This is a genomic window from Acinetobacter sp. CIP 102136 (assembly GCF_000369685.1).
Lineage (GTDB): Bacteria > Pseudomonadota > Gammaproteobacteria > Pseudomonadales > Moraxellaceae > Acinetobacter > Acinetobacter fasciculus.
Genome location: NZ_KB850142.1, coordinates 751,249 through 777,312, shown reverse-complemented (window position 1 = coordinate 777,312; position 26,064 = coordinate 751,249). Strand labels below are relative to the sequence as shown.

The 26,064-nt window shown below is 42.9% G+C and carries 28 protein-coding genes and 3 pseudogenes; 10 read left to right on the top strand and 21 right to left on the bottom strand.

What is annotated here, in order from left to right:
* Window positions 1–217 precede the first annotated feature (217 nt).
* Together F893_RS09270 and F893_RS17475 are read left to right on the top strand one after the other, a co-directional pair.
* Complete coding sequence (locus F893_RS09270) at window positions 218–622, top strand: transposase family protein (RefSeq protein WP_005251620.1); 405 nt, start codon at window positions 218–220, stop codon at window positions 620–622.
* Between the two features lie 37 nt (window positions 623–659).
* A pseudogene (locus tag F893_RS17475) lies at window positions 660–1,070 on the top strand (transposase family protein); the annotation flags it as partial.
* Between the two features lie 233 nt (window positions 1,071–1,303).
* Here the strand turns inward: F893_RS17475 and hpaI are convergent.
* A pseudogene (gene hpaI / locus F893_RS17875) lies at window positions 1,304–2,097 on the bottom strand (4-hydroxy-2-oxoheptanedioate aldolase).
* Window positions 2,098–2,445: 348 nt separating this feature from the next.
* Between hpaI and F893_RS09250 the strand changes: the two are divergent.
* Both F893_RS09250 and F893_RS09245 read left to right on the top strand, forming a co-directional pair.
* Window positions 2,446–2,829 (top strand): annotated as a pseudogene (locus F893_RS09250) (nitroreductase family protein); the annotation flags it as partial.
* 159 nt (window positions 2,830–2,988) lie between these two features.
* Window positions 2,989–3,216 carry a hypothetical protein gene (locus F893_RS09245; protein WP_005171148.1) on the top strand — a complete coding sequence of 76 codons (228 nt, stop codon included), beginning with the start codon at window positions 2,989–2,991 and terminating at the stop codon, window positions 3,214–3,216.
* Here F893_RS09245 and F893_RS09240 read toward each other — a convergent pair.
* From F893_RS09240 to F893_RS09225, 4 genes are all read right to left on the bottom strand, one after another.
* Window positions 3,179–4,033, bottom strand: a complete 855-nt coding sequence (locus F893_RS09240; RefSeq protein WP_005251616.1) for a DMT family transporter — start codon at window positions 4,031–4,033, stop codon at window positions 3,179–3,181. The two genes, F893_RS09245 and F893_RS09240, sit on opposite strands and share 38 nt — an antisense overlap.
* Window positions 4,034–4,118: 85 nt before the next feature.
* The gene (gene fba, locus F893_RS09235; RefSeq protein WP_005251615.1) at window positions 4,119–5,156 is read right to left on the bottom strand and encodes a class II fructose-bisphosphate aldolase; all 1,038 of its coding nucleotides are present in this window, start codon (window positions 5,154–5,156) and stop codon (window positions 4,119–4,121) included.
* Window positions 5,157–5,275: 119 nt separating this feature from the next.
* On the bottom strand, window positions 5,276–5,554 hold the full coding sequence (locus tag F893_RS09230; RefSeq protein ID WP_005251613.1) for a hypothetical protein: 279 nt from the start codon (window positions 5,552–5,554) through the stop codon (window positions 5,276–5,278).
* Window positions 5,555–5,710: 156 nt separating this feature from the next.
* A complete protein-coding gene (locus tag F893_RS09225) occupies window positions 5,711–6,898 on the bottom strand; it encodes a phosphoglycerate kinase (RefSeq protein ID WP_005251611.1) in 1,188 nt (395 codons plus the stop codon).
* Window positions 6,899–7,037: 139 nt separating this feature from the next.
* On the opposite strand from F893_RS09225, the gene F893_RS09220 reads away from it, so the two are divergent.
* Genes F893_RS09220 through F893_RS09210 form a run of 3 tightly spaced genes read left to right on the top strand, consistent with a single transcriptional unit; the run spans window position 7,038 to window position 9,213 of the window.
* On the top strand, window positions 7,038–7,421 hold the full coding sequence (locus F893_RS09220) for a DUF2237 family protein (RefSeq protein WP_004279857.1): 384 nt from the start codon (window positions 7,038–7,040) through the stop codon (window positions 7,419–7,421).
* The gene (locus F893_RS09215) at window positions 7,421–8,014 is read left to right on the top strand and encodes a Maf family protein (RefSeq protein ID WP_005251601.1); all 594 of its coding nucleotides are present in this window, start codon (window positions 7,421–7,423) and stop codon (window positions 8,012–8,014) included. Before F893_RS09220 ends, F893_RS09215 begins: the two co-directional genes overlap by 1 nt.
* Before the next feature lie 29 nt (window positions 8,015–8,043).
* A complete protein-coding gene (locus tag F893_RS09210; RefSeq protein ID WP_005251600.1) occupies window positions 8,044–9,213 on the top strand; it encodes a ribosomal protein uL16 3-hydroxylase in 1,170 nt (389 codons plus the stop codon).
* 85 nt (window positions 9,214–9,298) lie between these two features.
* Here the strand turns inward: F893_RS09210 and F893_RS09205 are convergent, their stop codons facing one another.
* From F893_RS09205 to F893_RS09185, 5 genes are all read right to left on the bottom strand, one after another.
* Window positions 9,299–11,221 (bottom strand): ATP-binding protein, encoded by a 1,923-nt coding sequence (locus tag F893_RS09205; RefSeq protein ID WP_005251599.1) that lies wholly within the window; start codon window positions 11,219–11,221, stop codon window positions 9,299–9,301.
* Window positions 11,221–11,904, bottom strand: coding sequence for a response regulator (locus tag F893_RS09200; RefSeq protein ID WP_005251598.1), 684 nt, complete (start codon window positions 11,902–11,904; stop codon window positions 11,221–11,223). Before F893_RS09200 ends, F893_RS09205 begins: the two co-directional genes overlap by 1 nt.
* A 222-nt stretch (window positions 11,905–12,126) precedes the next feature.
* Complete coding sequence (locus F893_RS09195; RefSeq protein ID WP_005251597.1) at window positions 12,127–12,909, bottom strand: glutathione S-transferase N-terminal domain-containing protein; 783 nt, start codon at window positions 12,907–12,909, stop codon at window positions 12,127–12,129.
* A 118-nt stretch (window positions 12,910–13,027) separates the two neighbouring features.
* Window positions 13,028–13,537: a ribonuclease E activity regulator RraA gene (gene rraA, locus F893_RS09190; RefSeq protein WP_005251595.1), complete on the bottom strand. Its 510-nt coding sequence runs from the start codon at window positions 13,535–13,537 to the stop codon at window positions 13,028–13,030.
* Between the two features lie 12 nt (window positions 13,538–13,549).
* Window positions 13,550–14,215 (bottom strand): NAD(P)H-binding protein, encoded by a 666-nt coding sequence (locus F893_RS09185; RefSeq protein WP_005251593.1) that lies wholly within the window; start codon window positions 14,213–14,215, stop codon window positions 13,550–13,552.
* Between the two features lie 214 nt (window positions 14,216–14,429).
* Between F893_RS09185 and rpsT the strand changes: the two genes are divergently transcribed.
* Window positions 14,430–14,699, top strand: a complete 270-nt coding sequence (gene rpsT / locus F893_RS09180) for a 30S ribosomal protein S20 (protein ID WP_004279868.1) — start codon at window positions 14,430–14,432, stop codon at window positions 14,697–14,699.
* A gap of 135 nt (window positions 14,700–14,834) precedes the next feature.
* Here rpsT and F893_RS18390 read toward each other — a convergent pair whose 3' ends face one another.
* The 3 genes from F893_RS18390 to F893_RS09170 form a co-directional block, all read right to left on the bottom strand.
* Window positions 14,835–14,960 (bottom strand): hypothetical protein, encoded by a 126-nt coding sequence (locus tag F893_RS18390; RefSeq protein WP_004729839.1) that lies wholly within the window; start codon window positions 14,958–14,960, stop codon window positions 14,835–14,837.
* A 239-nt stretch (window positions 14,961–15,199) separates the two neighbouring features.
* Entirely contained in the window at window positions 15,200–15,940 is a 741-nt protein-coding gene (locus F893_RS09175) for a histidine phosphatase family protein (RefSeq protein WP_004279869.1), read from the bottom strand.
* 62 nt (window positions 15,941–16,002) lie between these two features.
* On the bottom strand, window positions 16,003–16,854 hold the full coding sequence (locus F893_RS09170; protein WP_004279870.1) for a 3'(2'),5'-bisphosphate nucleotidase CysQ family protein: 852 nt from the start codon (window positions 16,852–16,854) through the stop codon (window positions 16,003–16,005).
* A gap of 202 nt (window positions 16,855–17,056) precedes the next feature.
* Between F893_RS09170 and F893_RS09165 the strand changes: the two genes are divergently transcribed.
* Window positions 17,057–17,302 (top strand): hypothetical protein, encoded by a 246-nt coding sequence (locus tag F893_RS09165; protein ID WP_005251589.1) that lies wholly within the window; start codon window positions 17,057–17,059, stop codon window positions 17,300–17,302.
* A gap of 155 nt (window positions 17,303–17,457) precedes the next feature.
* On the opposite strand, the gene F893_RS09155 is transcribed toward F893_RS09165, so the two are convergent.
* The 6 genes from F893_RS09155 to F893_RS09130 form a co-directional block, all read right to left on the bottom strand.
* The gene (locus tag F893_RS09155; protein WP_005251587.1) at window positions 17,458–17,829 is read right to left on the bottom strand and encodes a hypothetical protein; all 372 of its coding nucleotides are present in this window, start codon (window positions 17,827–17,829) and stop codon (window positions 17,458–17,460) included.
* Complete coding sequence (locus F893_RS09150) at window positions 17,830–18,372, bottom strand: glycoside hydrolase family protein (RefSeq protein WP_005251585.1); 543 nt, start codon at window positions 18,370–18,372, stop codon at window positions 17,830–17,832.
* Complete coding sequence (locus F893_RS09145) at window positions 18,356–18,640, bottom strand: holin (RefSeq protein WP_005251582.1); 285 nt, start codon at window positions 18,638–18,640, stop codon at window positions 18,356–18,358. The genes F893_RS09150 and F893_RS09145 overlap by 17 nt, the downstream gene beginning before the upstream one ends.
* A 72-nt stretch (window positions 18,641–18,712) precedes the next feature.
* The gene (locus F893_RS09140) at window positions 18,713–20,659 is read right to left on the bottom strand and encodes a hypothetical protein (RefSeq protein WP_005251580.1); all 1,947 of its coding nucleotides are present in this window, start codon (window positions 20,657–20,659) and stop codon (window positions 18,713–18,715) included.
* Window positions 20,660–20,668: 9 nt separating this feature from the next.
* Window positions 20,669–22,357, bottom strand: coding sequence for a phage terminase large subunit (gene terL, locus F893_RS09135; protein WP_005251579.1), 1,689 nt, complete (start codon window positions 22,355–22,357; stop codon window positions 20,669–20,671).
* On the bottom strand, window positions 22,357–22,665 hold the full coding sequence (locus F893_RS09130) for a hypothetical protein (protein WP_005251578.1): 309 nt from the start codon (window positions 22,663–22,665) through the stop codon (window positions 22,357–22,359). The genes terL and F893_RS09130 overlap by 1 nt, the downstream gene beginning before the upstream one ends.
* 146 nt (window positions 22,666–22,811) lie before the next feature.
* On the opposite strand from F893_RS09130, the gene F893_RS18100 reads away from it, so the two are divergent.
* Complete coding sequence (locus F893_RS18100; RefSeq protein ID WP_171066772.1) at window positions 22,812–22,955, top strand: hypothetical protein; 144 nt, start codon at window positions 22,812–22,814, stop codon at window positions 22,953–22,955.
* Between the two features lie 46 nt (window positions 22,956–23,001).
* Here the strand turns inward: F893_RS18100 and F893_RS09125 are convergent, their stop codons facing one another.
* Both F893_RS09125 and F893_RS09120 read right to left on the bottom strand, forming a co-directional pair.
* Entirely contained in the window at window positions 23,002–25,527 is a 2,526-nt protein-coding gene (locus F893_RS09125; protein WP_005251577.1) for a hypothetical protein, read from the bottom strand.
* 66 nt (window positions 25,528–25,593) lie between these two features.
* The gene (locus F893_RS09120; protein ID WP_005251576.1) at window positions 25,594–26,016 is read right to left on the bottom strand and encodes a hypothetical protein; all 423 of its coding nucleotides are present in this window, start codon (window positions 26,014–26,016) and stop codon (window positions 25,594–25,596) included.
* Window positions 26,017–26,064: the final 48 nt, after the last annotated feature.

Here is a 26,064-nt window from a genome sequence, read left to right as displayed (position 1 = left end):
AAAACCTGTCTTTAAATACTTGAAAATCAATATTAGAGACATGAAACTAAGACTGAGCTACAGAAAGTTCTATTCTCCTGTCTTTTGATAATTCAGGATAAAAAAAATAGCATTTAAAACTGTAAACAGTAGACTTCCGTCATAAATCAAAAAATGTACAATTTATTTGATCTTAAATTAATCAGCAAAATTATTTAATTCAATGGATAATCCTTGGATGAAATTCAAAGATATTCAAAAATTATCAGACGTTAAGTTTCGTAGGCTTACCAGTGTTAGTTGGGCTACATTTAACCTGATGTTGGCCGAGCTAAATAAGCAGTTACCTCGTCATATTGGTAAAGGACGACCGCATAAATTACCGTTAGAAGATCGTTTGCTCTTATGTATAGAATATTGGAGAGAATATCGAACATTTTTCCATCTTGGTATAAGTTACGGTGTATCTGAAACGAGTGCAATTCGTATCACACGTGTTATTGAAGATACCTTAATCCGTTCTGGAAAATTCAACTTGCCAAAACAACTTCCTAATCGAGATGAAGTGGATTGGGAAGTTGTTGTGATTGATGCCACTGAAATATTAGTTCAACGTCCAAAAAAAACAGAAGAAATGGTATAGCGGTAAAAAAAAGCGACATACCTTTAAATTTCAGCTATCTATGCACTATACAACAGGTGAAATACTGAGTGTATGTGGAAGTCATGGAAGCATGCATGATTTTAAAATATTTAAAAAAAGCATGAGGAAATTAAAATTTAAGCCCTTTTTTATCGTTGATAAGGGTTATTTAGGGATAAAGAAATTGGGTTTTGGATGCCTCATGCCATCTAAAGCAAAGAAAACTGAAAAACTAGATTCTGAATTAAAAAAGTTAAATAGAGAGATTGGTCGTAGACGAATTCAAGTAGAGCATGTATTTGGAAGGATGAAATGTTTTAAGATTTTATCTTGTGTATATAGAAATCGTCGTAAAAGATTAAACCTGCGGTTTAATTTACTTGCTGGCATATACAATTTAGATTGGGTGAAAGATAAACAATTAAATTGGTTGAAAAATGATTTATAAAGGAAGTCTAGTACGTGAATCATAAAAAAGCTTGTTGCGCTCGTCTAGCTATTTGCTAACGTTTATTTTCTAATATTCTCTAATATGTTCTGCTGTTCTTATAAAAATTGTTCTGCTTCTTGAAGCTTCATTATGATTTTCTTATAGCTGAATGAATAGCTCATCCCAAACAATTTCTGGTTAAAAATAAACCAAAAACCTAAGCCAGCTATTCATTCAGAATCTCTTGTTGATTAATAACCACCTGCCGGATTATTCACATTGATATCCGTTTTATATTTCCCCAATAGATCACGCAAGGAGTTCATCAAAACACTGGTATCTACGCCGACTGCGACAAACTCAGTGCCAAGTTCGATATATTTTTGCGTCACTTCATGCTGGGTTGACAGAATTCCTGCAGCTTTGCCTGCAGAACGAATCCGCTGAATTGCATCAATTACAGCTTTTTGTACTTCAGGATGATTCGGATCACCTTGATAACCCATAGTGGCAGACAGATCGACGGCACCAATAAATACCCCATCAATCCCGTCGATCTGAAGAATAGCATCCAGATTTTCCAGTCCTGTGACCGATTCAATCTGGATTAATAGACAGATTTCTTCATGTGCAGTCTGATAATAATTCGGAATGCTGTTCCAGCTGGTGGCACGTGCCAGTGCAGCACCAACACCACGAATCCCTTCAGGCGGATAACGGACTGCCTTGACCATGAGTTCGGCCTGTTCCACGGTTTCTACCATTGGAATCAACAGCGTTTGTGCACCGATATCCAGAGTTGCTTGATCAGTTGCACGCTACCAATGGGCGGTCGTACCACTGCTTGCGAGGGATAAGCAGCAATACTTTGCAGTTGCGACAAAGTCGTTCTCAAATCACTGGGCGCATGCTCACCATCAATCAGCAGCCAGTCATAGCCTGCATTTGCCGCAATCTCGGTGCCATAGGCATCCGCCAGTCCAATCCATAAGCCGATTTGCTGCTGGGTTTTCAGTTTGTGTTTAAAATAATTGGTGACTTGCATCCGCTAACCTATTTTCATGTTGCCGGCGATGTCTCTTATTAAACGCTTCTCGCTTAAAAGTGCCAATAGACAAAAACTGGGTTTTAATCTGATTTAACTCTAAGTTTTGCTTGAATCCAACTCAAGATCATTTCAGAACAGGCTTTGCCTGATGCTTTTTTATTGTAATAATCGGAGGATGTGAAAAATGTATATATTAGACTTCTTGCGTTAGTCAAAATTTAAACAGCCCAAAGCTACATTTTATAAGGTTTTAGCCAATTCAAAAATTAGGTAAAACGATACTTTCGCAAGAGGTCTATTTAAAACTTCTACTCGCTGTTTATTTAAAAAGATTGGAGTCCATTGATGGATTTACTCAAGATCACACAGACCCGCTATACCACTAAAGCCTATGATCCCAGCAAGAAAATCCCGGCAGAACAGTTCGAGCGCTTATTAGAAATTTTGCGTCTGGCACCCTCTTCGATCAATATTCAGCCTTGGCATTTTTTTATTGCCGATCATGATGCCGCCAAACAGCGCATTGCCAAAGCCTTGGTCGGTACTTATGCCTACAATGCACCCAAAGTTCTGGATTCATCCCATACCATTTTATTCTGCACCAAAGCTGATATTAATGAGCTACATCTGGAAAACTTATTGAACCGCGATGATCTCAGTGGCCGTTTTAAAGATGAATCCGCAAAAGAAGGTCAGAAAAATACCCGTGCAGGTTATATTCATTATTATCTAGGACTTACGCATTGACGGATTTAAAAAAGTCTCAAACTACTTTATAACGTATCTGTGATCATATAAAAGGGGTAAAGCGCCCCTTTCCATGTCAATTTGGGCCTATTTTTTGCTTTATTTAATTTACATCTAATAGAATAACAATAGAGGTCATCTATGTCGCTCCTTACATCCAAATCCCTGAAATTTGAATGCCATCATTGCGATAAAATTTATCTCCAGCACTATAAAGATCAACAGCATCGTTATCCGCACTGTCCAGACTGCCAACAGGCCGGTTTACTACTTGGACTGGCCGAAGCAGGTGACCTGCTCCGACATCCTATTGAATTTGCATCTTCTTATGTCAAACAGACATTGCATAAGCTAGGCAAATCACACTAGCCAAGCCTAGCAGCAATCCTACAGTACTTGCAGGTTTGAGCCGCTCTTTAAAGAATACCAGACCTGCAATGACACCAAACACCACCACCAGAATATTCATGCCGGCGAAGACGATCGCAGGTGAATCCTTGAGCATCATATGGGCTTTGACATAGAAAGCAATATTGGCAAAATTCAGGACACCCAATAACAGACCAGCGCCGATATTCTGCATCGAACCCAAGCTGTTATATTTGAATAACAGATAGCCCATCGAAATGATCAGGGCGCAAACAAACATCAGATTCAGCGCCACGGCGAATTGCAGACCCAGACTGGTTGTATATTTCAACAATACATCTATCAGCGCATAACCGACCCAGACCAAGCCTAGATACAACATTCCCTGACTGCCCTGTCCTGTACTTTGTCGATGTGAAAACAGGATGCACAGCACTGCACCAATGCCTAAAGCGATCCCGAGTATTTTCAGCTGATTAAACTGTTCCTGAAAAATGAAATAGGCTGCAGCCAGTGACAAAACTACCGAGAGTCGCTGGGCAATTTCGGTTTTTAAAATTCCAGCCGTTTGCAAAGCCTTGGCCAGAAACAGGAATACGCTCGGAAGCAAAATACCCAGAGCCAGAATAAGCAGCCAAGGCGTCTGAGACATTGAAATATGCTGAATATCAGGCTGGAACCAGAAAAAACACAAGAGACTGGCTGTCATATAGTTCCAGCTAATCATGTGTATCGGACTCAGTCCCTTATTTTTGGCGACTTTTAATAATATTGAGACCGCAACGCTACATAGCGCTGCTGCGAAAATCAGTTCCATATGCTGCTCTTATTCTTGGTCTTTATAGGTCTACAAAAAAGCCCACATTTGCAGTGGGCTTTTTTTATAAATGATTCACTGGGAATTATTTATAGTGTGACACCATTTTCTCTAAAGAAATTGGGCGAATCTTGTCTGCATTACCTGCAGTACCAAAAGCTTCATAACGATCGATACAGATTTGCTTCATTGCTTCTACAGTTGCGCTGAAGAATTTACGTGGATCGAATTCGCTTGGTTTTTCTGCCATCATACGACGCATTGCACCGGTAGATGCTAAACGCAAGTCAGTATCGATGTTGATCTTGCGCACGCCGTGTTTGATCGCTTCAACCAGCTGCTCAACAGGAACACCATAAGTTTCCTTGATATCGCCGCCATACTGGTTAATCACTGCCAACCATTCTTGTGGCACAGAGCTTGAACCGTGCATGACAAGATGCGTGTTTGGAAGTGCTGCGTGAATTTCTTTAATGCGGTCAATCGCCAGAATATCACCTGTAGGTGGGCGCGTGAACTTGTACGCACCGTGTGAAGTACCTACTGCAATTGCAAGCGCATCAACATTGGTATCAGCAACGAAGCTACGCGCTTCTTCAACTGAAGTCAGGAGTTGAGAATGATCCAGTACGCCTTCTGCGCCTACGCCATCTTCTTCACCCGCCATACCTGTTTCAAGGCTACCCAAACAACCGATTTCACCTTCAACAGATACGCCACACGCATGTGCCATTTGAACTGTACGGCGAGTTACATCAACGTTATATTCGTATGAAGTTGGGGTTTTGCCATCTTCACCAAGCGAGCCGTCCATCATGACTGATGAAAAACCAAGCTGGATTGAACGCTGGCAAATGTCAGGGCTGGTTCCGTGATCTTGGTGCATTACCACTGGAATATGTGGCCATTCTTCAATTGCAGCCAGAATAAGGTGACGCAAGAACGGAGCGCCTGCATATTTACGCGCACCCGCAGATGCTTGTACGATTACAGGTGAATTGGTTGCATCTGCTGCAAGCATAATTGCACGCATTTGTTCTAAGTTGTTTACGTTAAATGCTGGTACGCCGTAAGCATGTTCGCCGGCGTGATCCAAGAGCTGGCGCAATGAAATAAGAGCCATAATATCCTCCCAGTGAATGCCACATATTCTACATGTTCAAAGGTTGCAATTCAGCAACAAATAACACTATTTAAAAAAAATCCCTGCTTTTGCAGGGATTTTGTGTCACATGGACTGGATTAAGGTGCTACAGGCTCGGAAGTCGCTGCAACTGACGCATCTGCAGTGGCTGCATCTGCTGGTGCATTGGCAATTTCAGCTGGAATATCGGTATTCTTTTCATCTAAAACTGGCTGGTCAATGGCATCAATGGCGGCTTGCTGTTCTGGAGTTACAGCCTGATCTGCCACTGCTGCCGAGCTTTCTGCTTCAGCTTCTGGTGCACTTTCCTGTTTGGCACAAGCAGTGAGGGCTAAAGATGCGGCTAATAATACTGCTAGAGTTAACTGTTTCTTCATCACGTATTCTCGTCATTTGGTGATTTAATGACTGCATCTTATGACAGATTTATTGCATTTTAATGACGAAGCCATGAAGGGTAAATTTTCACTGTCAAAAAAATGACATAAAAAAAAGCTGGCACTGGGCCAGCTTTTTTAGCTCAAGACATGCAATTAAGCACGTTCTAGAAGTACTGCAACCGCCGGCAGGGTTTTGCCTTCAACGAATTCAAGGAATGCACCGCCACCCGTCGAGATATAGCCAATCTTGTCAGCTACTTCATATTTATCAATCGCAGCAAGCGTGTCACCACCACCCGCGATCGAGAAACCTTCCGATTCAGCAATCGCTAAAGATAAAGTTTTAGTCCCTTCACCGAATTGATCTACTTCAAATACGCCTACCGGGCCATTCCAAAGAATGGTTTTAGAAGTTTTCAGGATTTCTGCAAATGCTTTCGCAGTTTCCGGACCAACGTCTAGAATCATGTCGTTATCAGCAACATCTGCAACGTTTTTCACCGTTGCTTTCGCAGCAGCCAATGAACCCAGGAAATCTTCAAAGTTGATTTCAGAGGCATCTGCAACCACAACATCAGTAGGAAGCGGAACTGATACTTTTGCAGCAATGGCTTTTGCTGTATCGATCAGATCTTTTTCACACAGTGATTTGCCCACGTTATAACCTGCTGCAGCAAGGAACGTATTAGCAATACCACCACCCACGATCAATTGATCACAGATATCAGAAAGTGAAGTCAAAACGTCAAGTTTGGTAGAAACTTTAGAACCCGCAACAATTGCCACCATCGGCTTTTCTGGAGTTTTCAGTGCACGGCCAAGCGCATCAAGTTCAGCTGCCAATAAAGGACCTGCTGCTGCAACTTTCGCTAAACGTGCTACACCTTCAGTAGAGGCTTCAGCACGGTGCGCTGTACCAAAGGCATCCATTACAAATACATCACACAGCGCTGCATATTTTGCCGCAAGTTCAGGATTATTTTTCTTCTCACCGACGTTAAAACGACAGTTTTCAAGCAGAACGACCTGACCTGGCTGAACATCAACGCCATCTAAATAGTCAGTAAACAGTTTCACTTCTTGACCCAAAGCTTCAGTCAAGTAAGCCGCTACAGGAGCAAGTGACTGTTCAACTTTAGGCTCACCTTCAACCGGACGACCCAGATGAGAATACACCATTACTGCAGCGCCTTTTTCTAATGCTGCTTTAATCGTTGGCAATGCTGCACGAAGACGCGCATCGCTGGTGATCACACCATTTTTAACAGGAACGTTTAAATCTTCACGGATCAGAACACGTTTACCTGCTAAATCGAGGTCAGTCATACGCTGAAAGTTCATGTAGAGCTCACTTTATAGATATTAAAACCAGGCGATTTTAAATGATTATGCAGAAAAAGGTTAGCATCTTTTGCAGAAAACATTATGAATGCCAAAGTTTTGTTATGATAGAAAAAAGCCTCTTTTAGATTCAGTCCCTATGTCGATACATCCTGATCCAAATCTTAACCGTTTGAACGTGTTAGGTGAGCCTTTGTCCAGCTGTTGCTTCGATCCGATTACCGGTTATTTCCGCAATGGCTTTTGCCATACTGCGACCACTGATCTGGGCCAGCACACGGTTTGCGCGCAAATGACTTCAGAATTTCTGAATTTTTCCCAAAAAGTCGGTAATGACCTGATTACGCCTTTGCCTGAGCTGGACTTCCCGGGCCTGCAACCGGGCGATTTCTGGTGTATCTGTGTGACGCGCTGGGTCGAAGCCTATGAAGCAGGTCAAGCACCTCCAATCAAGCTGCAAGCCTGTCACAAAGCTGTTCTGGCTTATGTACCATTAAATATTCTTGAGGAATATGCTGTCTAATGAGTTCTGTACAGATTATTTTGGCATCATCCAGTCAAACCCGCAAAGCGCTGATGGATCGTCTGCATATTGATTACGTTTCCATGGTACCGGATATTGATGAATCTCCTCGCGGGGAAAATCACGCAGATGATCTGGCACAACGACTGGCTTTCGAAAAAGCCAGATATATTGCCGAACAAAATCCAGAAGCGATTGTAATCGGCTCAGATCAGGTGGCATGGCGTGAAGGTGCACCGGATATTTTTATCGGCAAACCCTTAACGACTGAAAAAGCTATTCGCCAGCTGCAAGCCAACTCGGACAAGATTGTCTATTTCAGTACGGCGCTCAGTGTGCAGCAGCTATCGACCGGTTTTGAACAAAGTCTGGTCGAACACTATAAAGTCAAGTTTCGCAAACTGTCTCAGGCCGAAATCGAGCGCTATATCGAAATTGAACAACCCTTGCAATGTGCAGGCAGCTTTAAGTGCGAAAGCCTCGGTATCAGCCTGTTTGAAGAAATGATCGGACAAGATCAGACTACGCTGATGGGCATGCCGATGATCAAGCTCTGTCATATTCTTCGTGAATTAAAAATTTTGGTTCCTTAATCTCTCCCTTTAAATTCAGGCTGTACTCTATGTCTCAACCTTTAGACGTATTAGGCGGTATGACCGCTGAACAATTCCTTAGCGAATACTGGCAAAAGAAACCTTTACTGGTGCGTAATGCGATGCCTGAAATCGCCAGTTTGCTTGAACCCAATGATGTGATGGAGCTTGCGCTTGAAGAACATGTCACTGCCCGTCTCATCAAGCAAAAAGACCGTGATCCGAATCAGTGGAGCGTAAAATCTTCGCCTTTGCTTAAGGCCGATTTCCAGAAGATGCCCAAGCTCTGGACGCTTTTGGTTCAGGCTGTAGATCACTATTCATTTGACCTATCGGCACTTTGGAAAAAATTCCCATTTATTCCACAATGGCGTCGCGATGACATCATGGTGTCTTATGCACCGCAAGGCGGCTCAGTGGGCAAACATTTCGATTTCTATGATGTATTTCTGGTACAAGGCCATGGTCATCGTCGCTGGCAGCTCGGGCAAATGTGTGATGCTGAAACCGCTTTCGTTCCGGGCCAACCGCTTAAGTTACTGCCTGAAATTGATGTCCACTTTGATGAAGTGCTGGCACCTGGCGACTTGCTCTATGTACCGCCCGGTCTGGCTCACTACGGCGTAGCTGAAGATGACTGCCTGACTTATTCATTCGGTTTCCGCATGCCGAATATCAGTGACATGATGGATCGTGTCGGGGATAAATTCTCTGAAAATGAAACGCTGCGTAACCCATTGCTGGATATCATCCGTGATCAAGTCGGTGCTATCGGTGAAGTGAGCAGCAATGAGCTGGAATATCTGAAAGAACACATCATGCAGCAACTGCATAATTCCAATGTTCTCGAAGATGCCATCATGAGCTTGATGTCCGAACCTAAATATCCTGAAAACCTGCCTGAAGCAGAAGAAATCGGTACAGGTGATCTGGAAGAAGCACTCGATCAGGGCTATAGCCTGATGCTCGAACCTGCGTCACGCCTGCTTTATACTGAAACGGACGGCGACGTTCTGTTCTGGGCAAATGGTGAGGGTGTGTGCATCTCTGAGACATTTACCGCAAAACTCAAACAGCTTGCAGATGGTGAAGCGCTGTTATTCGGTGAAGACTTCGCTGATGAAGAAATTCTGGAAGATGTTGCTGCATTATTAAATGAAGCCGTGTTGATGCTGGTTCCACCGCCAGAAGACGAGTAATCTTTCCACGGTTCTATTTAGGCAATAATTTTAAGAGGATCACATGATCCTCTTTTTTATTTTTAGAGTCTAGAATTCTAACTAATTAAGGCTGATACAGCTCTAATACAACACGAATCAGCGTATCTCCTTGTTCAGATTCAATCTGGAACAATCCTCCCATGCGCTCAACCCGCATTTTCATGCTGCGCATTCCAATACTCAGACCATTTTTTTGCACCATGTCAGCATCGAAACCGATGCCATTATCCTGAATGCTTAAAGTAAGCTGATGTGGCTGGGAATATTCCAGACTGACTTTTACCTGACTGGCCTGACTATGCTTAATGATATTGGTCAGACTTTCTTCGACTACTCGGATCAAGGTCAAACACTGTAATGCCGTCGGTTCACGCTGCCAGACTTTTGGAAATGACCATTCAACTACAATCCCCATTTCTTCCATCAGCTGGGTAAAACGATAACGTACCGGTGCGATCCAGAGTACCGGCGTTTGTGGGACTTTATTTTCAATAGATGAACCACTGTCAATGATTTGTCTGAGATCATCTCTGAGCAGTTTCAGCATGGAAAGAAACTGCTGTTTAGAAACTGTTTCGCTACTTTGATCCACCAGAATCATGGAACGGACAATAGACCCTCCCAACCCGTCATGCAGTTCATGTGACAGATTAATCCGCTCTTGCAGACGAACATTCGTCAGCTCCAATTGATGTTTATCGCTCAGGCTTTTATTCAGGTCAGCACTGACCTGCTGGACTTTACGCTCTAACTGGCTATTAAATTTTTCGATTTTCCTGACATTACGATTCAGGCGTGTGCCCATAATCAGCACGACAAACAAGGTAATAATTGGTGAGGTATAGGGAGATAAAGGTGAAAATTCATTGATCTTGGTTTGGTTCAACATGATCAGGTCGATGACTACACACAGCAGAATTCCCCAGAGACACAGCATCAGGAAGAGATATTCTCCATTTCGGGTTTTGATGGCCTGATAGCTGATATACACAGTACAACTGACAAAGAGCAATACATAGATGATAAACACTCCACCCAGTACCTGCTCCAAATAATCCAAAGGACTGATCATCACCAGTAGGCTGGACAGAATGCTGACCAGAATAAATCCTCGCTCCAACTGCTTAAATTTCTGTTTTACAAAGCGGATCAAATACAGACAAAAACAATGGATATAGGCAATGAAAAAAAGCATATTGGCTTTAGCTGCCGAAATCGTGGAGCGAAATGGAAAATTTTCTGTAGTCAAAACATTGGAAATAAACAGAATCCACAACAGTGAACTGAGTGCCAGCCAGCCAAAAGTGGTTTCTGAACGCCGGAATAACCAGATAATGAAACAGATCAGCCCAATCGTGGCAGAGAAAATCATATTGATCTGAAATACAGTACGACGATCCCAGATTTTTTCCAAATACTGCTGGCTATTCACCAGCACATTATTAAATTGAATGTTGCCCAGGCCCGCGCTTTGGAAACTGTAGCCATTTACATAAATTAGGATTTCATTACTGTCTTTACGCAAACCACTAATCGGGAAAACCCAGTAACGCGGCATATTCCAGCTTTTCGACAAGGGTTCTTGCAAGTTCCGGTCAGACCAAAGCAAGTCACCATTCAGAAATACGGCACCTGCCGAATTAATATAATCAATAGAAAAGGCAACCGGTTCTGCAAGGCGGATGTTGTCTTGGCATGACCAACGCCAGACGATCTTGTACCAGGCACCCCCATGATAACTCTTCCAGTTGTTCTGCCAGTTATCCGGCAAACGTACGCTTTGCCAGCCTGATGTCGGCATCTCGGTAGGACTCTGAGCTTGAACCTTCTGAATATAGTCGATCTTCACCTGACAAAGATCATTAATCTGAAAATGGCTTTGCGCCTGACTCATCCTACAGAACAGACAGAGCCAGCTGCACAGGATTAAAATAGCAATCCATTTCAATCGCTGCCGTTTGCTGCTTCTGGAACAGGCAGATGACATTACAGAATTCCCAGATGCCGTGCTGTACTGACCGCCTTAGTACGTTTACTGACCGAGAGTTTGCGGTAAATATGCTTGATATGACTTTCGACGGTATAGCGTGACACACAGAGCTGCTCGGCAATTTCACGATTACTCAGACCTTGCGCAACCAAGGACAGGATTTCCTGCTCACGCTGTGTGAGTGTTTCTTGATCCGCAGTTGACCTGTTGTGCTCTACTGTTGCTGAAATGGCAGGAATAGAGATCTGTTTTAAAATTTCACGGGCAACAAAGGGATCAATCGGCGCACCGCCACGCAAAATACTGCGAATAGCCAAGGCGACTTCAACATCATCCCGTTCTTTCAGCACATAACCGGTTGCACCGGCCTGAATTGCGCTAAACAGACTATCCTGAGTACTCCAGGCAGACACCACCAGAATCAACGCTTGTGCGTCCTGTTCGCGAATTTTTTCAATAATTGAAATTCCACTTCCATCCGGCAATCCCAGATCCACCAAGGCCAGTGCAATCGGCTGTTGCTGAACTATGGAATATGCTTCTTTAACCGTGTTGGCAAATAGCAGAACGTCTTCGTTATAACCTAGATTGCTTAATATGATTTTTAAACGGCGCTGGATGACATATTCATCTTCAACGATTAATACTGGTACTGGCAAGACTGCCTCCGATGCTGTCATAAGCACGCCCCTTATATTTATTTTTATATATCCCCTTTAAGATTAAAATATAAACAAAATCACACTAAAAATCATGATTTATTTATTTTTTATTATCTGAAGTTTTAAGCAGCGAGAAACGCTTACGCCCGTTTTCCATATCATAGACATAAAAAATGCCATCTGTTTAGCAGATGGCAGTTCAAGATAGAAAATCTTTTGAAGTTATACGAGCTGTCTACTTTAAGCAGTACCGTATTGCTGTTTTAAATATTTCACAATCTCAGCCGATTCAAACATTTTGGTATCTGTATTTGGATCGACCAGATAGGGAAGCTGAATATTATTTCCCATCATTTCAAACAAATGTTCACGCTTACCGCCTGGTAGTGGTTCATATTTTCCCGGTTTTAAACGCAATTTGGCCGGTCCATAATCTTGCCAGCGCTCTTTAGCGACATTATGAAAAACAAACGGCACTTCCAGTTCACTCAAAACGGCGCGTACAATTCGGGTATAAGGACTGGCCTCAAAGCCCCATAATTCTAATAACAGTTCAGGTGTTGGCCGATCCTTAATCTTGGGATTCACCATTCCGCCGCGTAAACCATTGAGGACGGTTCCCGCAATTGCAGCCACTGGAATTTTAGGATAGTGAGCATATTTCTTGGGAGTTTTGCCGGTTTTGCCATAATGCTTGAACAGATGATCGATAATATCCTGAGACTCATAGAATCGATCACCGGTATTTTCATCAACTAAAAAAGGAAATTGCAGTTTTCCACCCAATTGCTGCACCTCAGGACGGAAATGAGTACCCCCTCGTGGACATGGATAAACTTCATAATCCAGATTTAGCAAGGTCATGACTTCACGCACCCGACGACAAAATGGTGAACCCTCGTATTCATAGAGCTTCAAGGCTTTTTCAGGCTGATTTGGAAACGGTGTACCCACCATCCCACGTCCACCTTCAGCGATTGAAGAGGCCAAAGCTTGTACAACTTTAATTTGATGACCCAACATACTATTTTCCTGTTTTTTGTTTTATTAAACTGAAAGACAGAATGTAAGCATTCTGTCTTTTCGGGTATAGATCAGTTTTGTTGTTATTCTTTCATGCAGAAATGCAGATTCTGGCCGATTAAGCCACTAAGGCTATTTTGGACACCACAATACCATTATTGTCCGCATAGACATAATCGCCAGAGTTAAATGTGACCCCACCAAAACAGAGAGCGATATCGACCTCACCCACGCCTTTACGGTTGCTCTTCTGTGGAATAGCCGCCAATGCATGCACTCCCAGATCAAGTTCAGCAATCGCATCCACATCACGGACACAACCGTAAATAATGACGCCATTCCAGTGATTTTTTACCGCTGATTCGGCAATCAGGTCACCCATCAAGGCACAGCGCATGGAGGCACCACCATCCACCACCAGGACCTTGCCTGTTCCATCTGTGGCCAATAACTCTTTCACCCGTGAGTTATCTTCAAAACATTTTACTGTCACAATCTGACCGCCAAAGGTTTTGCGCGCCCCATAACTCTTGAAAAATTTACCGTCCAGGCAAGGTGTAACTACCTGAAGCTCTAATTCTGGATGATCATCTAACAAGTCACAGGTGACAAATGCTGCTGTAGACACGGTGTTTTCCCCTCATTTCATTTTTTGTATGCGTAAATTATCATAAATTTCAAATTTTACCGTCTGAGTCAGCGCGGCCTCGACCATAGTATGAGCCACCTGATCAGCTGTCACTGGCTTATAGGCAAAACTATCTGGAATAAAACGCGATACTTTGTGGTAAACCTGCTGCGCGATATCTTCCAAAAAACGCTGCTCCGGACGTTCACCAATGAGCAATGAAGGTCGAATCAGGCTGATTCTGTCCAGAGTCAATGTTTGTACATATTCTTCCAGCTCACCTTTGACCCGATTATAGTAAAAATGAGATTGTGGATCGGCACCCATTGCACTCAGCAACAGGTAATGCGCTGAAGTTTGTTGTAACAGCTCTGCAAAGTGAGCATTTATGGTATAGTCAATACTATAAAATGCCTGTTTGGATCCGGCCTTTTTCATGGTGCTGCCCAGGCAGCTAAAACCATGGCTATGCTTGCTGACATCCTGATCATTCAACATCAGGAAATCTTCCAGTACCAGTTGTTGAACTTTATCCAAAGCATCCAGATCATTTTGATGTTTTCTGACCACTGCAGTAATCTGCTGGCAAGTCGGCTCATCTTGCAAACGTTTTATCAGTTGTTTTCCCACCAAGCCGGTGGCACCTATCACGATGGGATGAGTCAGTGATTTAGTCATTTTTTATACGATCTCCTAGGTGGAATACTAATCTAACGTTTTCTTTAGAATTTTTCTGCATCTAAAATGTTGTCAAAGCATGTCAAGACTTGACTTCGGTGCTTAGTTTAATCAAAATATGGCACTTGTTTACGGGCTGGTGATAATTCCTCTGATGTTGGTTTTCAGTTGAGTTTCAGCCCGCCCAGACCAATCTATTTCAAGGAGTGCACGAGTGGCAAACTCTGCTCAAGCTAAAAAACGTGCTCGTCAAAACGTTAAAGCACGCAAACACAACGCAAGCTTGCGTTCTATGGTTCGTACCTATCTTAAACGTACATTAGCTGCTATCAGCACTAATGACTATGCAGTTGCTACTGAAGCGTACAAATCGCTTGTTCCAGTAATCGACCGTATGGCTGACAAAGGCATCATCCATAAAAACAAAGCAGCTCGTCATAAGAGCCGCTTGAACGCGCAAGTTAAAGCACTAGCTTCTAACTAATCGCAAATGAAAAAAGCCCTTTTTAGGGCTTTTTTTGTGCCTGAAATTTCAAGAAATCAGAAAAACAATCCGTTTAGATGCCCCTCATCTAGCCGATACGATGAGATAAAAAACTGATTCGCCCCCCTTTTTAGATTATTGATCTTTATCCATAGAAGATGGCGAAGTGGTTTTATCCTGTTTCGTATTGTCAGTGTCCCGCTTTTGACATGCGGTTAAACCCAGAATCGCGATCAGGCTAAAAATTGTGATAATTTTCATAGTTTTTCCTCAAGATGAATATTTCTATATTTATTAAGCATAGATAATTTTTATACTTACATTATTGAATTTTCACCCTATAAATGTAAAAGAAGCAGTTTAGAATTTATTTTTATCGTTTTAGCCTGACTTTTATTGAATGATCAATATGAAAGGCCACATCCTTTTTATAATTTTTAACTCCCCAATAAAAAAACTCAACTGCTGCGAACAATTGAGTTTTGAAAGAATATTTTCATTTAAGAAAGTTGGGAACGTTTAAAATCAGCAATATCCAGTTCATGTACCTGACCGCGCCAGATCCATTTCAGCTTAGATTCCAAGAATACATCACCCTCAAACCAGACAAACAGACCTTCCATCATTTTCGGCCAGTCTTCCCGACTGACATCCTGACGCCCTGACATCACCGCAATCATGGCTGCGAGAATAGTGTCGTGGCTAACGGCCAAACTTAGCCCATATTTATTTTGTGGATGGGTGTTGTAAATCAGTTCTAGTACATCCACTACGCCATGAATCGGCTGTTTCATCCCCGGCAAGGCATTATTGACAAAACTGTTAATAAAACCGAGCGCACCTTGCTTGGCAAAATAAGGCCCTGCTTTTTGAATATCCAGCACAAAGCTGCCAGGCTCCACTAGAAGTCCCTGTTCAATAATTTCAATACGATGGGTATTCTGCTCAGGGGTAACCGCATCTGCCCCCTCAATCATCAATGCAGCGGTATCAATACAACGCTGAATCGGACTTGAAATACAGTGATGAATCACACGATCAGTTTGATCAGCCAGATAAGCACCCCACTCTTGCGCCAGATCCCGTCCCTGATTGGTCAGTTGCAGATCATAGCCTGCCAAACCTTGACCCGGAACCTCCTCACGAATCGAATGCCGTGTGAATAAGGTGACAGGCGTTTGTACATCGGGCAATAAATCAATTGCACTCAACATACTCGGTGGAAGCAGTTTCAGGGACACGTTACAGCCAACTCTGGATTGGTAATAGGTTAAGCACCACTATAACACGCTCAGAATTTTGCTCAATGCTCGGCCTGCATGTCAGACACTGCCTGCAATGCAATAATTTTCATATCATTATTCTTATAAGCAATGAATCCGCCATTCAGCAAGGTATCCCGATGATTATAAATAAATGGACGACCTTCTAAATCGACCAGACCACCACCAATCCGTTCGAGCATACATTGACCAGCGCTGGTATCCCATTCCGAGGTCGGATGAAACCGTGGATAGATATCCACCTGATCTTCTAGCATCATGCAAAATTTATAGGCACTGCCCGCTTTAAATTCAGTGTATTGCGTGAGCTTGGCCAAACTTTGCAAATACTCCAGATATTTTGGTTTCTGCTGGCTACTTTGGCTCAGTCCCACAGCAATCATTTTAGATGTCGAAGACATTGCATAAGCAAACCATGTTCTAGTTTGAATATCATATTTATAAGGCAAGCCCTGCTCAGGACAGAAATAAATCAGTTGCTGCTCTGGAACCGCCAATATGGCAAAAGTGGTCAAACTGCCTCTGACCAGACTCAAATTAATGGTAAATTCGGGGCGCTGGTGCAAAAACTCTTTAGTGCCATCTAATGGATCCAGTAACCAGAATTCTGACCATGAGCGGCGTTCATGTTCCTGTCCTTCTTCAGACAGTAAAGGCAAGCTGGAAATCTCTGCCAAAGCTTGGGTCAGATAAGTATTAACCCGAAAATCTGCCTGAGTCACCGGAGAATTATCATTTTTTTTGATGACATCAAAAGCTGCACCAGAACAATAACGCTGATATTCTTCTCGCAAAATTTCACAGGCTTGTGTCAAAATGGGCACAAACTGCAAAATCATTGGATCTTGTGGTGCTGCTGTTGCTTTAAACATAGAAAACCTAAATATGTCAAAATGCTCTGAAAAACCTACCATAATTTTCGATATGGATGGTCAGTTTTATAAGCAATTAATTTAAATAACATTTATCTTAAAGATTATTTAAATTATATTTTTATGTACACATTCTTGTACACATTCAAATATATACCTTGTTTTAGTATAAGCAAAAAATCCAGTAGAGAGGAAAGAGTTAATGAAATTTTCGGACTTCGATTTAAATAATCTGCCTAAACCACTAACTGATGAAAAACTAACACAGCAATTAATTCCTGCTCGCTTTATTCCGGAAAAGCCAGAGGAGCTTAAGGATAAGAATGTAGTCTATGTTTTCGATAGTTCGGACTCATTCAATTTAACTTATGATGAATTGGTCGAGATCGTGGGCAAGGCGAGAAAGGCAGGGCCTAGAATGATCCCAGTATTGGGAACAATAGGATAAATTAAAGCCCTCACTTAGAGGGCTTTTCTATAATTGAAATGATAGCTTTATGCTTAGCCTGACAATTCACATATTTTCGCCGGTCATCCACCATCACCTGCAGTACTTCTTTTGCTTGGCCAGACTTCAATTCTAATAAATCTGGACAAGGCATTTTAAGGTTGGCTGGTATTACCAGCGGCATTGGCTGCTGACACCCCATCGTCATCAAAGCAATTAGTGTGGATATAAACAGGACGTTCCACGATCTTTTGCACTTCACGTGTAATCGTTTCGGTTTTAACGCGCTCAACTTCTTTCGATTCCTCATATTCTTCACCTGCTTTGTTGGCCAGCTTCTGTGCTTCCTTTTCAGCATCCAGATATGGCTTTAGCTTTTTATTGATTTTGTCCTGGCATGTCGTTTCAGCTTTGCGTAAATCCCCGGCTAAACGATTGGCCTGAAATAGCTGGCAGACAATTACAATGCACAGCACCACAATCAGGGACCAGCGTTTGTTGTTCCAGATCAGCATTAAAAGTGGCATTTAGTTCACTCCCATGCATTTGTTGTAGCGTTCAACTTGTCGGGTCCACACGCCATAGCAATTGTTAGAACGAATACTGCAGTCGCGTTTGGCCACATACTTCCATTTCAAAAGTGACTTACACGCCTGGACATATTCACGCGCTTTCAAATGACGAAGCATTGACGATCCAGACCATGCACTTGTGCCGTATTGATAGGTGAAATCAAGGTAGAGATCATACTCAGGCTGGGAAATTGGAATATTCAGAATGGTTTTGTTAAATCGCTGTGCATCTTTATCCATATGCAATTTGAGATATTCGAATGCCTGTTTGCGGTCAATCGCTGGATCAGTCATTTTGACGCGCACACCGTTTGGATAGACTGTAGTGCCGTGGCCAATGGTCGGTACATCTCCTTTAACCGGAATCACTGGCTTGGATGTATAACCTTCTTTTATTGCTGTGGCTTGCACCTGTTCTTCACTTGGACCAGTGATCCACATCCCTGCGGCAAGCACAAGAGAAGAACCAATCACATAGTATTTAGTCTTGTTTGACATCGTAATATTTCTCCCATTGCTCTACTTTTAGTTTGTGGATCTCATCGGCTCGTTTGTTCTCAAGTCGCTTGTAGTACCAGTTCACTGCGAAGCCACCTAAAGCAATCGTGATACCCAGCCATGCGAGAACGTCGATTGATGCAAGCCATGCCACAAAACCAGAAGCAGCCCCCGCATACGTTGTTTTTGATGCAGCGGATGAGACAGTCGCTGCCATTTCCATTACTGCTGTTTTTTGATCGGACATGCCGCCCCCAATTTTTGACATTAAAAAACCCTGATCTAATTAAAGATCAGGGTTGATAGTGATTTGTTGTGTGGAAAACACTATATTTATTTATTAAGCATCAATAGCTCCGAATGGTCTCCACACTCCTGGGCTACCGCCTGCCACACACACCCAGCCAATTTTGCCGCCTGCTGTCGGAGATTCGTTCCAGACAATATTTCCTCTGTCCCAAGCTCCTGTAGTCGGGGCTGCTGTGCCTACGGTTTGACTGTGCGTGTTACCCATTGATAAACCATTCAACCACGGGCGGTTTGCTTTAAGTGTCGTGCTAAAATCCTGTAGGAAAAATAGAATACCTGCGTTACCGTCTGAGCCAAGATATACACGCCCAAGTGCATTTGACTGTATATCAAATGATGATGTTTTTACTGCATCACTACCAATTTTAATACCATCTAAACCGACTTTAGTAAACGCACCACCTTTACCGTCATAAATGTGTTGTGCGGATGTTGCTGCTGATATACCTTTAGATACCAACCCAACAATAGATGGTGATAAATAATTGATAGTATCGGGCTGCGGTCTACCTCCTAGCGCACTGATAACTAGCGAACGTGCATTAATACTATATGTACTATCACGCTGACCTTCTGCGTAACAACCGTTATACAAGTTGCTTGCAGGTGTTTCTGGCAGTCCGCTATTATCATGCAATCCGCCTTGCATGGCATAATCACCTAATGTGTTTGCGTGTGCTTGACACGAGGTATGTACGCTACCTAATAAGTTACCACCGTAAAATCCAAACTCGCTATTGTACGCTGCCAAACAAGTATCATTATTAATGACGTTAGCATCACTACCAAATTCAGCAAATCCGCTTTTTCCGTTGAATAACGATGCACACTGTACGTTTGCCCCTTGATTTGCGATGCCTGATATCCGACCCCCATAAACTATCATAGTAGGGTCAACATTAGCTGTGGTTAAAATACCATGCTTAGCATTGCGCATTGTTGCAACACCAAAAAAGTTACAGGGTGCGTTTTTAATAATGCCATGTTCGCTTGAGTTGATAACTGCAATATTTTCTAAAACTGCGCCTGTTCCTGCTGTGACTATTTGTCCTTGTGGTTTATTGATAATTCCGTACTCTGCATCATCCCATGTAAGTCCATGTACAAAAAACACGGCTGCTTTATAGTTAACTGTACCAACAGGGGTTGCACCAGCAAAATTAAAGATCGTTTTACAGTTCTCACCTGAGCCAACACCTCGAATACAGTGAGGTCGAGATATAAAAAAACCCTCAGAAAACTTGTAATTTCCTATTGGCACAAATATATCCAAAGCCCCACGCTCAGGAAAAGCATTGTTTAATTTAAACCAGTTTGCAGAGTTTACCTCTGGTGAGTTTGTTGGGAGAATACCCCAGTCGCGGGCGTTAATCTGATCCTTGTTTCGTTCAGCTTGAGCTGCGTTTAGGTTTTCTTGCTGCTCAAGAACTCCCTGAAGGTTTTTACCTTCGTACACAACAAAAGAGGCGTCCCAGCCTTTATCAACTGCAATCTGTGCAAGTCGCTGCATTAAATAGTTGTAGTATTCATCAAGTTGATCTAGAGCAACGCCCTGCTTACGGATCTCCTCCATGAGGTAGGCTTTAAGCTCATCATCTTTACGGTCCACATAGTTTTTTAGCGCATCAATACGTGCGCCTAAAATCCAATCAGCTACACCTAATTCCTGCAGCTTTAACCAAAGCCGGTCAAAGTCACTGTTTACCGTTTGTGGTCGAAATGAGTTATTGAAAGATTGATAATCTGTAGTCCGCCCAAATGGTGTATTTCGCTGCAAGGCTATTTTGCTACCGGAAGCTGGTGCAGTGGTGAATACCACATTTCCACCAGTTAGGCTCCACGTTGCAATCGGTGGTTCAATATCATCCACTAATACAATTAAATGATCTTTGGTCTCACACTGGAATTTCAGCGCAAAGCTGGTTGTAGCACCATTTCCAGTGTGTTCGATATACGGCGTTTGTTCTGGAACTGCCATGATCTGCCCCTAATTTTCAAAGTCTAGAGTGGCTTCAATCACGCCACTATTCCCTCTCCAATTAGGGCCTTCATTGACCTCGTTATTTCTGTGTATTTTGCCTACACGTTCCGGCTGGTCTACGATTGCGCCTGCTGCTGAATCCATGTAATCGTCTGGTTGATTGGCCACGGCTGGATTCCATTCACGCATCTGTTTAGCTGCTGGTGCATCTTCTTCACTACCATCTGGATTGGCGACAACAAGCACAGAAATGTGTGCCCAAAGCAGGCCAGACATAAGCGGCCCTTCTAGGCTTTCCAGAATACGTTTATTTTTATTCTGTGAAGCATGACGTTCTTCTACACCACAACGAAGTTTTCGCTTCTTCAAAGCTGCTTTAAGTGATGAACCGGCAAAGCCGCCAATGCCATTAGTCTCAATCACAATTTTTGGAATATGGAATTCTTCAATCAGATCGCAAAGCTGCCATACCTGACCGCCAATAATTTCACCATTCTCATTGGTAATAATATCGGGACCAGTCAAGGCAATGGATCTATGCCAGTACTTGTTCCCTAGGTCATCATGCAGCACCAATGCAGTGGATGAGATATCTGATTTAAGTTTTCCGGATGATGGGTCCCATTTAGCGGACATACCGACAATACGGCGTTCCCCTAGCATCATGAAGTATTCACCATTGGCGCGTTTAAGCACTGGCTCACAGTCATAGGCAAGAATCTTATCTGGATCAAGACGCACATCACCAATAGGTTTGGCATGCATCTGATACTGTGAATCCCATTCATTCAGGGTTTTACATTCTTCGCGCCGGAACTCCATTTCTTCTGGTGTGAATCGTTCTTCCCAAAGTCCTTCGGAGTAGAAATCCACGATATAGTTTGATTCAAGAAAGGTAATTTCCCAGACATTTTTTAGCTTTCGGCATTCATAGTGCTCACCTTTATGCAGATACTTTGCACCAACGCCAATACCTGAGAATCCATGAACCGGCTCAAAATCAAGTAAAACCTTCTGGTCCTTCTGCGTATCCTCAAAACGCTTTTCATGTTCAAACATTTTGAGAATTAATTTATCCACCTTTCTTTGTTTTTTGATTTTTTCATAAAGTGAATCATGGGTGTGCGGTGTGCCGATCCAAAGCTTTTTTGCACCTGGTATGGCAATGTGTGTCTGCTCAGATAATTTCTTCGGTAGTTTCTCCCGCTGTTCCGGATTGGCGGTGGTCTGCGGTGTCTCAACGTCATCATTTTGAATGAAGTGTGCGCGGTGGCCCGTTACACCAGAAAGAATCCCTTTGGCCAGCATGGTGCCGTATCGAACATCTAACGTGCCATTTACAAACCAGCGTTCAATTTCACCCTGACGGATACTGACATTGTGATTATCAATACACAGCGGATGCTTTTCTAATACATCACGTGTGCCTTTTGAACACTTATATGCATCTGAATCAGTTGTTCCCTGGTGCAGAATTTGTGTGTGTGGCCAGCAGTAAATTACCCAGGCGTTAAATACGTCCAGAATACTTGACTTGGAATGCCCACGTGGAAGCATAAGCAAGCCTGTACGCCCTTTAAGATAGAACACTTCAAGGAATACACAGACCTGAACATGAAATAGCGGAACCTTCCAGCCTTGCAGCTCAGCCCAAAGCAGAAAGAACGCTAAGAATGAAATCTTTGGTTTAGTCATTAGCTAAGGCGTTGTTTAAGTTTTGCGGCTTCTGCTTCGGCTTTTTTAATCAGTTGCTGTTCGTATTTCTCCTGTGTTGCTGCTGTTGCGCTAATTGGTGGGACCTTGCCTGATTTGACATCAAGTACACGTTGCAGAGTTGCCATAACGCCAGCCTGATTTTTGACGATGCCATACAAAAAAGATTTATCCCCACGGCCTACTTTTGTTTTGATATTAGTATCAATAGCAGCTTCCGCAGTACTGACCATGTCGTCTGCAATTTCTTCAGAAAGTAATTTGATTCGCTCTATCTGGTCATCACGCATAAAAAAATCCCCCGTATATAAGCCATATATACAGAGGATCTAGAGCAGCTTTGTTGGGTGTCCTACTTTGGTAGTCATAGAATTTTAATAGTTTAAAATGTATGCTGATTGAGCAAATCTGCAAACTACAATAAGTGGTATTTCAAGTGAAAACTTTAATTCTTGCTGCAATCTTAGCACTGCCTACAACTATGACTTTTGCTGGTTCATGTGACCATAGCTGGCAGTCTGCTAAAGATGGCTCATCTTGTGGCGACCGTGCTGCTGATCGTCGTCCAGGTGGTAAATAATAATTTATTAAGATCAAAAAATAAGGCTGCAATTGCAGCCTTATTTTTATTGCACAAGTCTATCAAAATCAGGCATCTGAATATCACCTACATCATCACCCCAGAATCGCGTCCGGTCATGCTCACGCTCGGCTTTACGCAGTAACTTTTCACGGTATCCAGGTGCAATCATGTCCTGCATTTCATCAAAGACTAGGCGATTAGTCGCGGCTTTGGTGTACCACAAGTTTTGTGCAGGGATCTTGTTCTTGAGCAAACGGAATGCTTCATTGGCTGCATTGGTGTCCTTGTCATCGTAATACTGCGTCAGGTTGCCTACCGTCAAACCGAGCACTGCTTTAACGTCTGAACCTAATGGGCCCACCATAAAATCAGAAGTACTACGCCCTGAAGTATCGGTACCAGCAACAAGAATATCGCCAAGGATGGATAAGCCACCGCCTTGAATCGCTGAACGTGTCCAGAAATTCATTGTCTTTTGCGGATCATCACTATCCCAAATGGTAGAAGGGTCATTACCATTGGCCAGCTCTTTAAGCTGCACAGCAAGTGCGCCAAGTAATGTGGTCATGGCAAATAATGAAACACCATAAGCTGCTTTGCCTTTCACACCATCCTGTGCCATTGCACGTGAACCATGACGCATTAAGAATGCTGCTGGGAATGATTTAAACTGAAGCATGGATTTGACCAGTTCACCCATGCCTGTGCCTTTGCGCTGCCCTGCACTCATCCAAGTACGTTCACGTAATCCAGCTTCAACCACGGCCATTCCCTGTTCATCCAGTAAGTGTGCCTGAAATTGTGTGGCCACTTCGTCACGCACCTTTTGTGGGTCGCCAAACCTAGTTAAATCACTATCTGGAATTTCATAGATAGAACGTGCAGACATTAACTGGTTGCCTTTACGATCCACCACCGGATCAGCCAGGCGCATGACTTCCCATGCTCTTTCATTTAATCCAGTTTTTTCTATCAGCTCACGATCCATTGCGTCCAGATCAGCCCATGCTTTAGAGCGGGTTAAAGTGCCGTATTTATGCATAAGCATCTTAGTAAAACCGACTTTTGATGCTGCCGTGAGTGCATTCAGGCCAGATATGCGCATAACCTGTGAAGCAATACCACTGGATACTCGAGCCAGTTTCTGTGACTTGCCATGTACTGAGGTTAATCCATCATCCGACCAGCGTGCGATAGACCCGAGCATTTCCTCAGTGGCCAGACCTAAGCTGTGTGCCAGCTGCCGATCTTCTTTATTTGCCGGATTAAGTTGTGAAATCAGTTCACCAAAGGTTTTACGGTAGGCAATGCCATGGATCGATGCAGTCTTGGCAATCATAGCCTGATCGGTGACGGATGAAATTGTGGTACCACCCAGCATCGATGCCACGTTCATTGATCGATACGCTAAACCCATATTGGCCAGCACTTCAGATTGCGGTGTGTTCTGTCCGGAGAATTCATCAAACATGGTTTGTGCACGCTTGCGTGATTTGCCTGTATCGTTTGCATCAATACCCTTTTGCCAGTCCTTTTGCTCTGCTGCATCCATCAATATGCGCATGGCATTTTTAGGACTACTACCAAGATTTTCAACCATAGCGATATCTTTGGATAAGCCGTTAATATGTGCTTCCACCAAGTCTACAAACGGCATACCACCGAACTCAGCCTGATATTCCATCCACGATTCAGCATCTTTAAAATGCAGTACCCGGCTTTCAGAATGACGGCTGGTGACTTTGGAATTACCTCCAAAGGACTGCCGGCCAATTTCAGTTTTATTGGCACCGTTGCTGCTCAATGTGTCGAATGAGTATTCGAGTAATTCTTTTAACTCCACATCAGAATACAAACTTCCGTCTGGATGAGTAAACTGATTGCGGTCTTGTCTAGATATAACAAAATCAACCCAAGCCTGTTTGCCAGCTAATACGATCTTTTCCAGACTATGAGTCTGCGGCAAACCCCAATTCGTTAGAGTTCCAATATTTCCACCACTTCTATTGAATCTATCTTTCATTCCATCAAATACTTCGCCCATCTTATCTGAAATCTTTTTGGCCAACGGGTCGCCAGTGTTATCACCAAAGCGCTCACGGACGATTCTCTGTACCAGTTCTGCATCGGTGAATACGCCTAAAGCACCTTTTACATTGGTGTAGAAGTCCACCAGCTCACCACGGTAAACAGATGCAATGGCACGTGCTTTAGAGTCAATCGATTGAACGCCGGACATATCTCCATGCGGTGCCACCATACGGTCTACCACTTCACTGGCTGACAGGGTTGGATGATCCAGCTGCGCAAGGTTTTTGTTCTGAGTGAGAATGTCGCGTGCAGCAATAGCATGCTTTTGTTTTAATTGCGCCTGAATATCCTGTGCCACAAACTCACCGGCTTTCACCAGTTTTTCAGCATCGGATAAATTGCGCCAGTTCTGGATATCCTGTTTGGCCAAAGACTTCATCGCGTCCTTGATCCGGTTTTCAATATCGGTGGCTTCTTGCTGGTTTAGTGTGGCCTTGCCGAGTGCTTTAGCTACGGCGGCCTTGCATTGGTCTTTCATAATAAAAATGCCCAGATAATTTCCATCATCTGAGCATTAGTTAGAGTGTGGTTTGTTGGGTAAAGCTTAAGGCTTAAGCTTATTTGCCATCTCATTGAACAATTCTTTTACATCAAAAAGGGATTGCTCATATTCTCCATTAAATAAATCATCTACATGATCAAACCGTTCCTGTGTAAGTACGCATAGCACTTCGAAATCATATTGTCTTTGAGTGAGTATTAATGCATCCAACCCGAATTCGCTATTATTTCTTGATCTGCTCAAATAGCTACGCACTATATTTTCTAAAGACTGCTTTACATGATCTTGGTCATTAAGATCGATCCACTCGTCAATAGAGTTAATATATAAAACATCATTATCCACTGGACATATTGAAGTAGGTACAGCCCTACCGAAATGACTAATAGGACTTTTTTTAATTACATCCATATAACTTGTATTTGAGATCCACTTATCCCAATCAAAATTCTCTGCATTATTCATAAGCAATTATCTCAAGGTGATTTCATGTTCAATCTTTTTTCTTTTCAA

Bases quoted from the DNA above. Each gene is read 5' to 3' on its own strand.
- F893_RS09240 (WP_005251616.1), bottom strand. From the start codon at position 4,033: ATGGAACTGATTTTCGCAGCAGCGCTATGTAGCGTTGCGGTCTCAATA.
- F893_RS09195 (WP_005251597.1), bottom strand. From the start codon at position 12,909: ATGTTGGGTCATCAAATTAAAGTTGTACAAGCTTTGGCCTCTTCAATC.
- F893_RS09155 (WP_005251587.1), bottom strand. From the start codon at position 17,829: ATGCCACTTTTAATGCTGATCTGGAACAACAAACGCTGGTCCCTGATT.
- F893_RS09125 (WP_005251577.1), bottom strand. From the start codon at position 25,527: ATGAAAGACCAATGCAAGGCCGCCGTAGCTAAAGCACTCGGCAAGGCC.
- F893_RS09245 (WP_005171148.1), top strand. From the start codon at position 2,989: ATGTCGCTCCTTACATCCAAATCCCTGAAATTTGAATGCCATCATTGC.
- F893_RS09220 (WP_004279857.1), top strand. From the start codon at position 7,038: ATGTCGATACATCCTGATCCAAATCTTAACCGTTTGAACGTGTTAGGT.
- F893_RS09185 (WP_005251593.1), bottom strand. From the start codon at position 14,215: ATGACTAAATCACTGACTCATCCCATCGTGATAGGTGCCACCGGCTTG.
- F893_RS09225 (WP_005251611.1), bottom strand. From the start codon at position 6,898: ATGAACTTTCAGCGTATGACTGACCTCGATTTAGCAGGTAAACGTGTT.
- F893_RS09270 (WP_005251620.1), top strand. From the start codon at position 218: ATGAAATTCAAAGATATTCAAAAATTATCAGACGTTAAGTTTCGTAGG.
- F893_RS09130 (WP_005251578.1), bottom strand. From the start codon at position 22,665: ATGCGTGATGACCAGATAGAGCGAATCAAATTACTTTCTGAAGAAATT.
- F893_RS09150 (WP_005251585.1), bottom strand. From the start codon at position 18,372: ATGTCAAACAAGACTAAATACTATGTGATTGGTTCTTCTCTTGTGCTT.
- F893_RS18390 (WP_004729839.1), bottom strand. From the start codon at position 14,960: ATGAAAATTATCACAATTTTTAGCCTGATCGCGATTCTGGGTTTAACC.
- fba (WP_005251615.1), bottom strand. From the start codon at position 5,156: ATGGCTCTTATTTCATTGCGCCAGCTCTTGGATCACGCCGGCGAACAT.
- F893_RS09200 (WP_005251598.1), bottom strand. From the start codon at position 11,904: ATGACAGCATCGGAGGCAGTCTTGCCAGTACCAGTATTAATCGTTGAA.
- F893_RS09120 (WP_005251576.1), bottom strand. From the start codon at position 26,016: ATGAATAATGCAGAGAATTTTGATTGGGATAAGTGGATCTCAAATACA.
- F893_RS09210 (WP_005251600.1), top strand. From the start codon at position 8,044: ATGTCTCAACCTTTAGACGTATTAGGCGGTATGACCGCTGAACAATTC.
- F893_RS09170 (WP_004279870.1), bottom strand. From the start codon at position 16,854: ATGTTTAAAGCAACAGCAGCACCACAAGATCCAATGATTTTGCAGTTT.
- F893_RS09230 (WP_005251613.1), bottom strand. From the start codon at position 5,554: ATGAAGAAACAGTTAACTCTAGCAGTATTATTAGCCGCATCTTTAGCC.
- terL (WP_005251579.1), bottom strand. From the start codon at position 22,357: ATGACTAAACCAAAGATTTCATTCTTAGCGTTCTTTCTGCTTTGGGCT.
- F893_RS09215 (WP_005251601.1), top strand. From the start codon at position 7,421: ATGAGTTCTGTACAGATTATTTTGGCATCATCCAGTCAAACCCGCAAA.
- F893_RS09205 (WP_005251599.1), bottom strand. From the start codon at position 11,221: ATGTCATCTGCCTGTTCCAGAAGCAGCAAACGGCAGCGATTGAAATGG.
- F893_RS09140 (WP_005251580.1), bottom strand. From the start codon at position 20,659: ATGGCAGTTCCAGAACAAACGCCGTATATCGAACACACTGGAAATGGT.
- F893_RS09165 (WP_005251589.1), top strand. From the start codon at position 17,057: ATGAAATTTTCGGACTTCGATTTAAATAATCTGCCTAAACCACTAACT.
- F893_RS09145 (WP_005251582.1), bottom strand. From the start codon at position 18,640: ATGTCAAAAATTGGGGGCGGCATGTCCGATCAAAAAACAGCAGTAATG.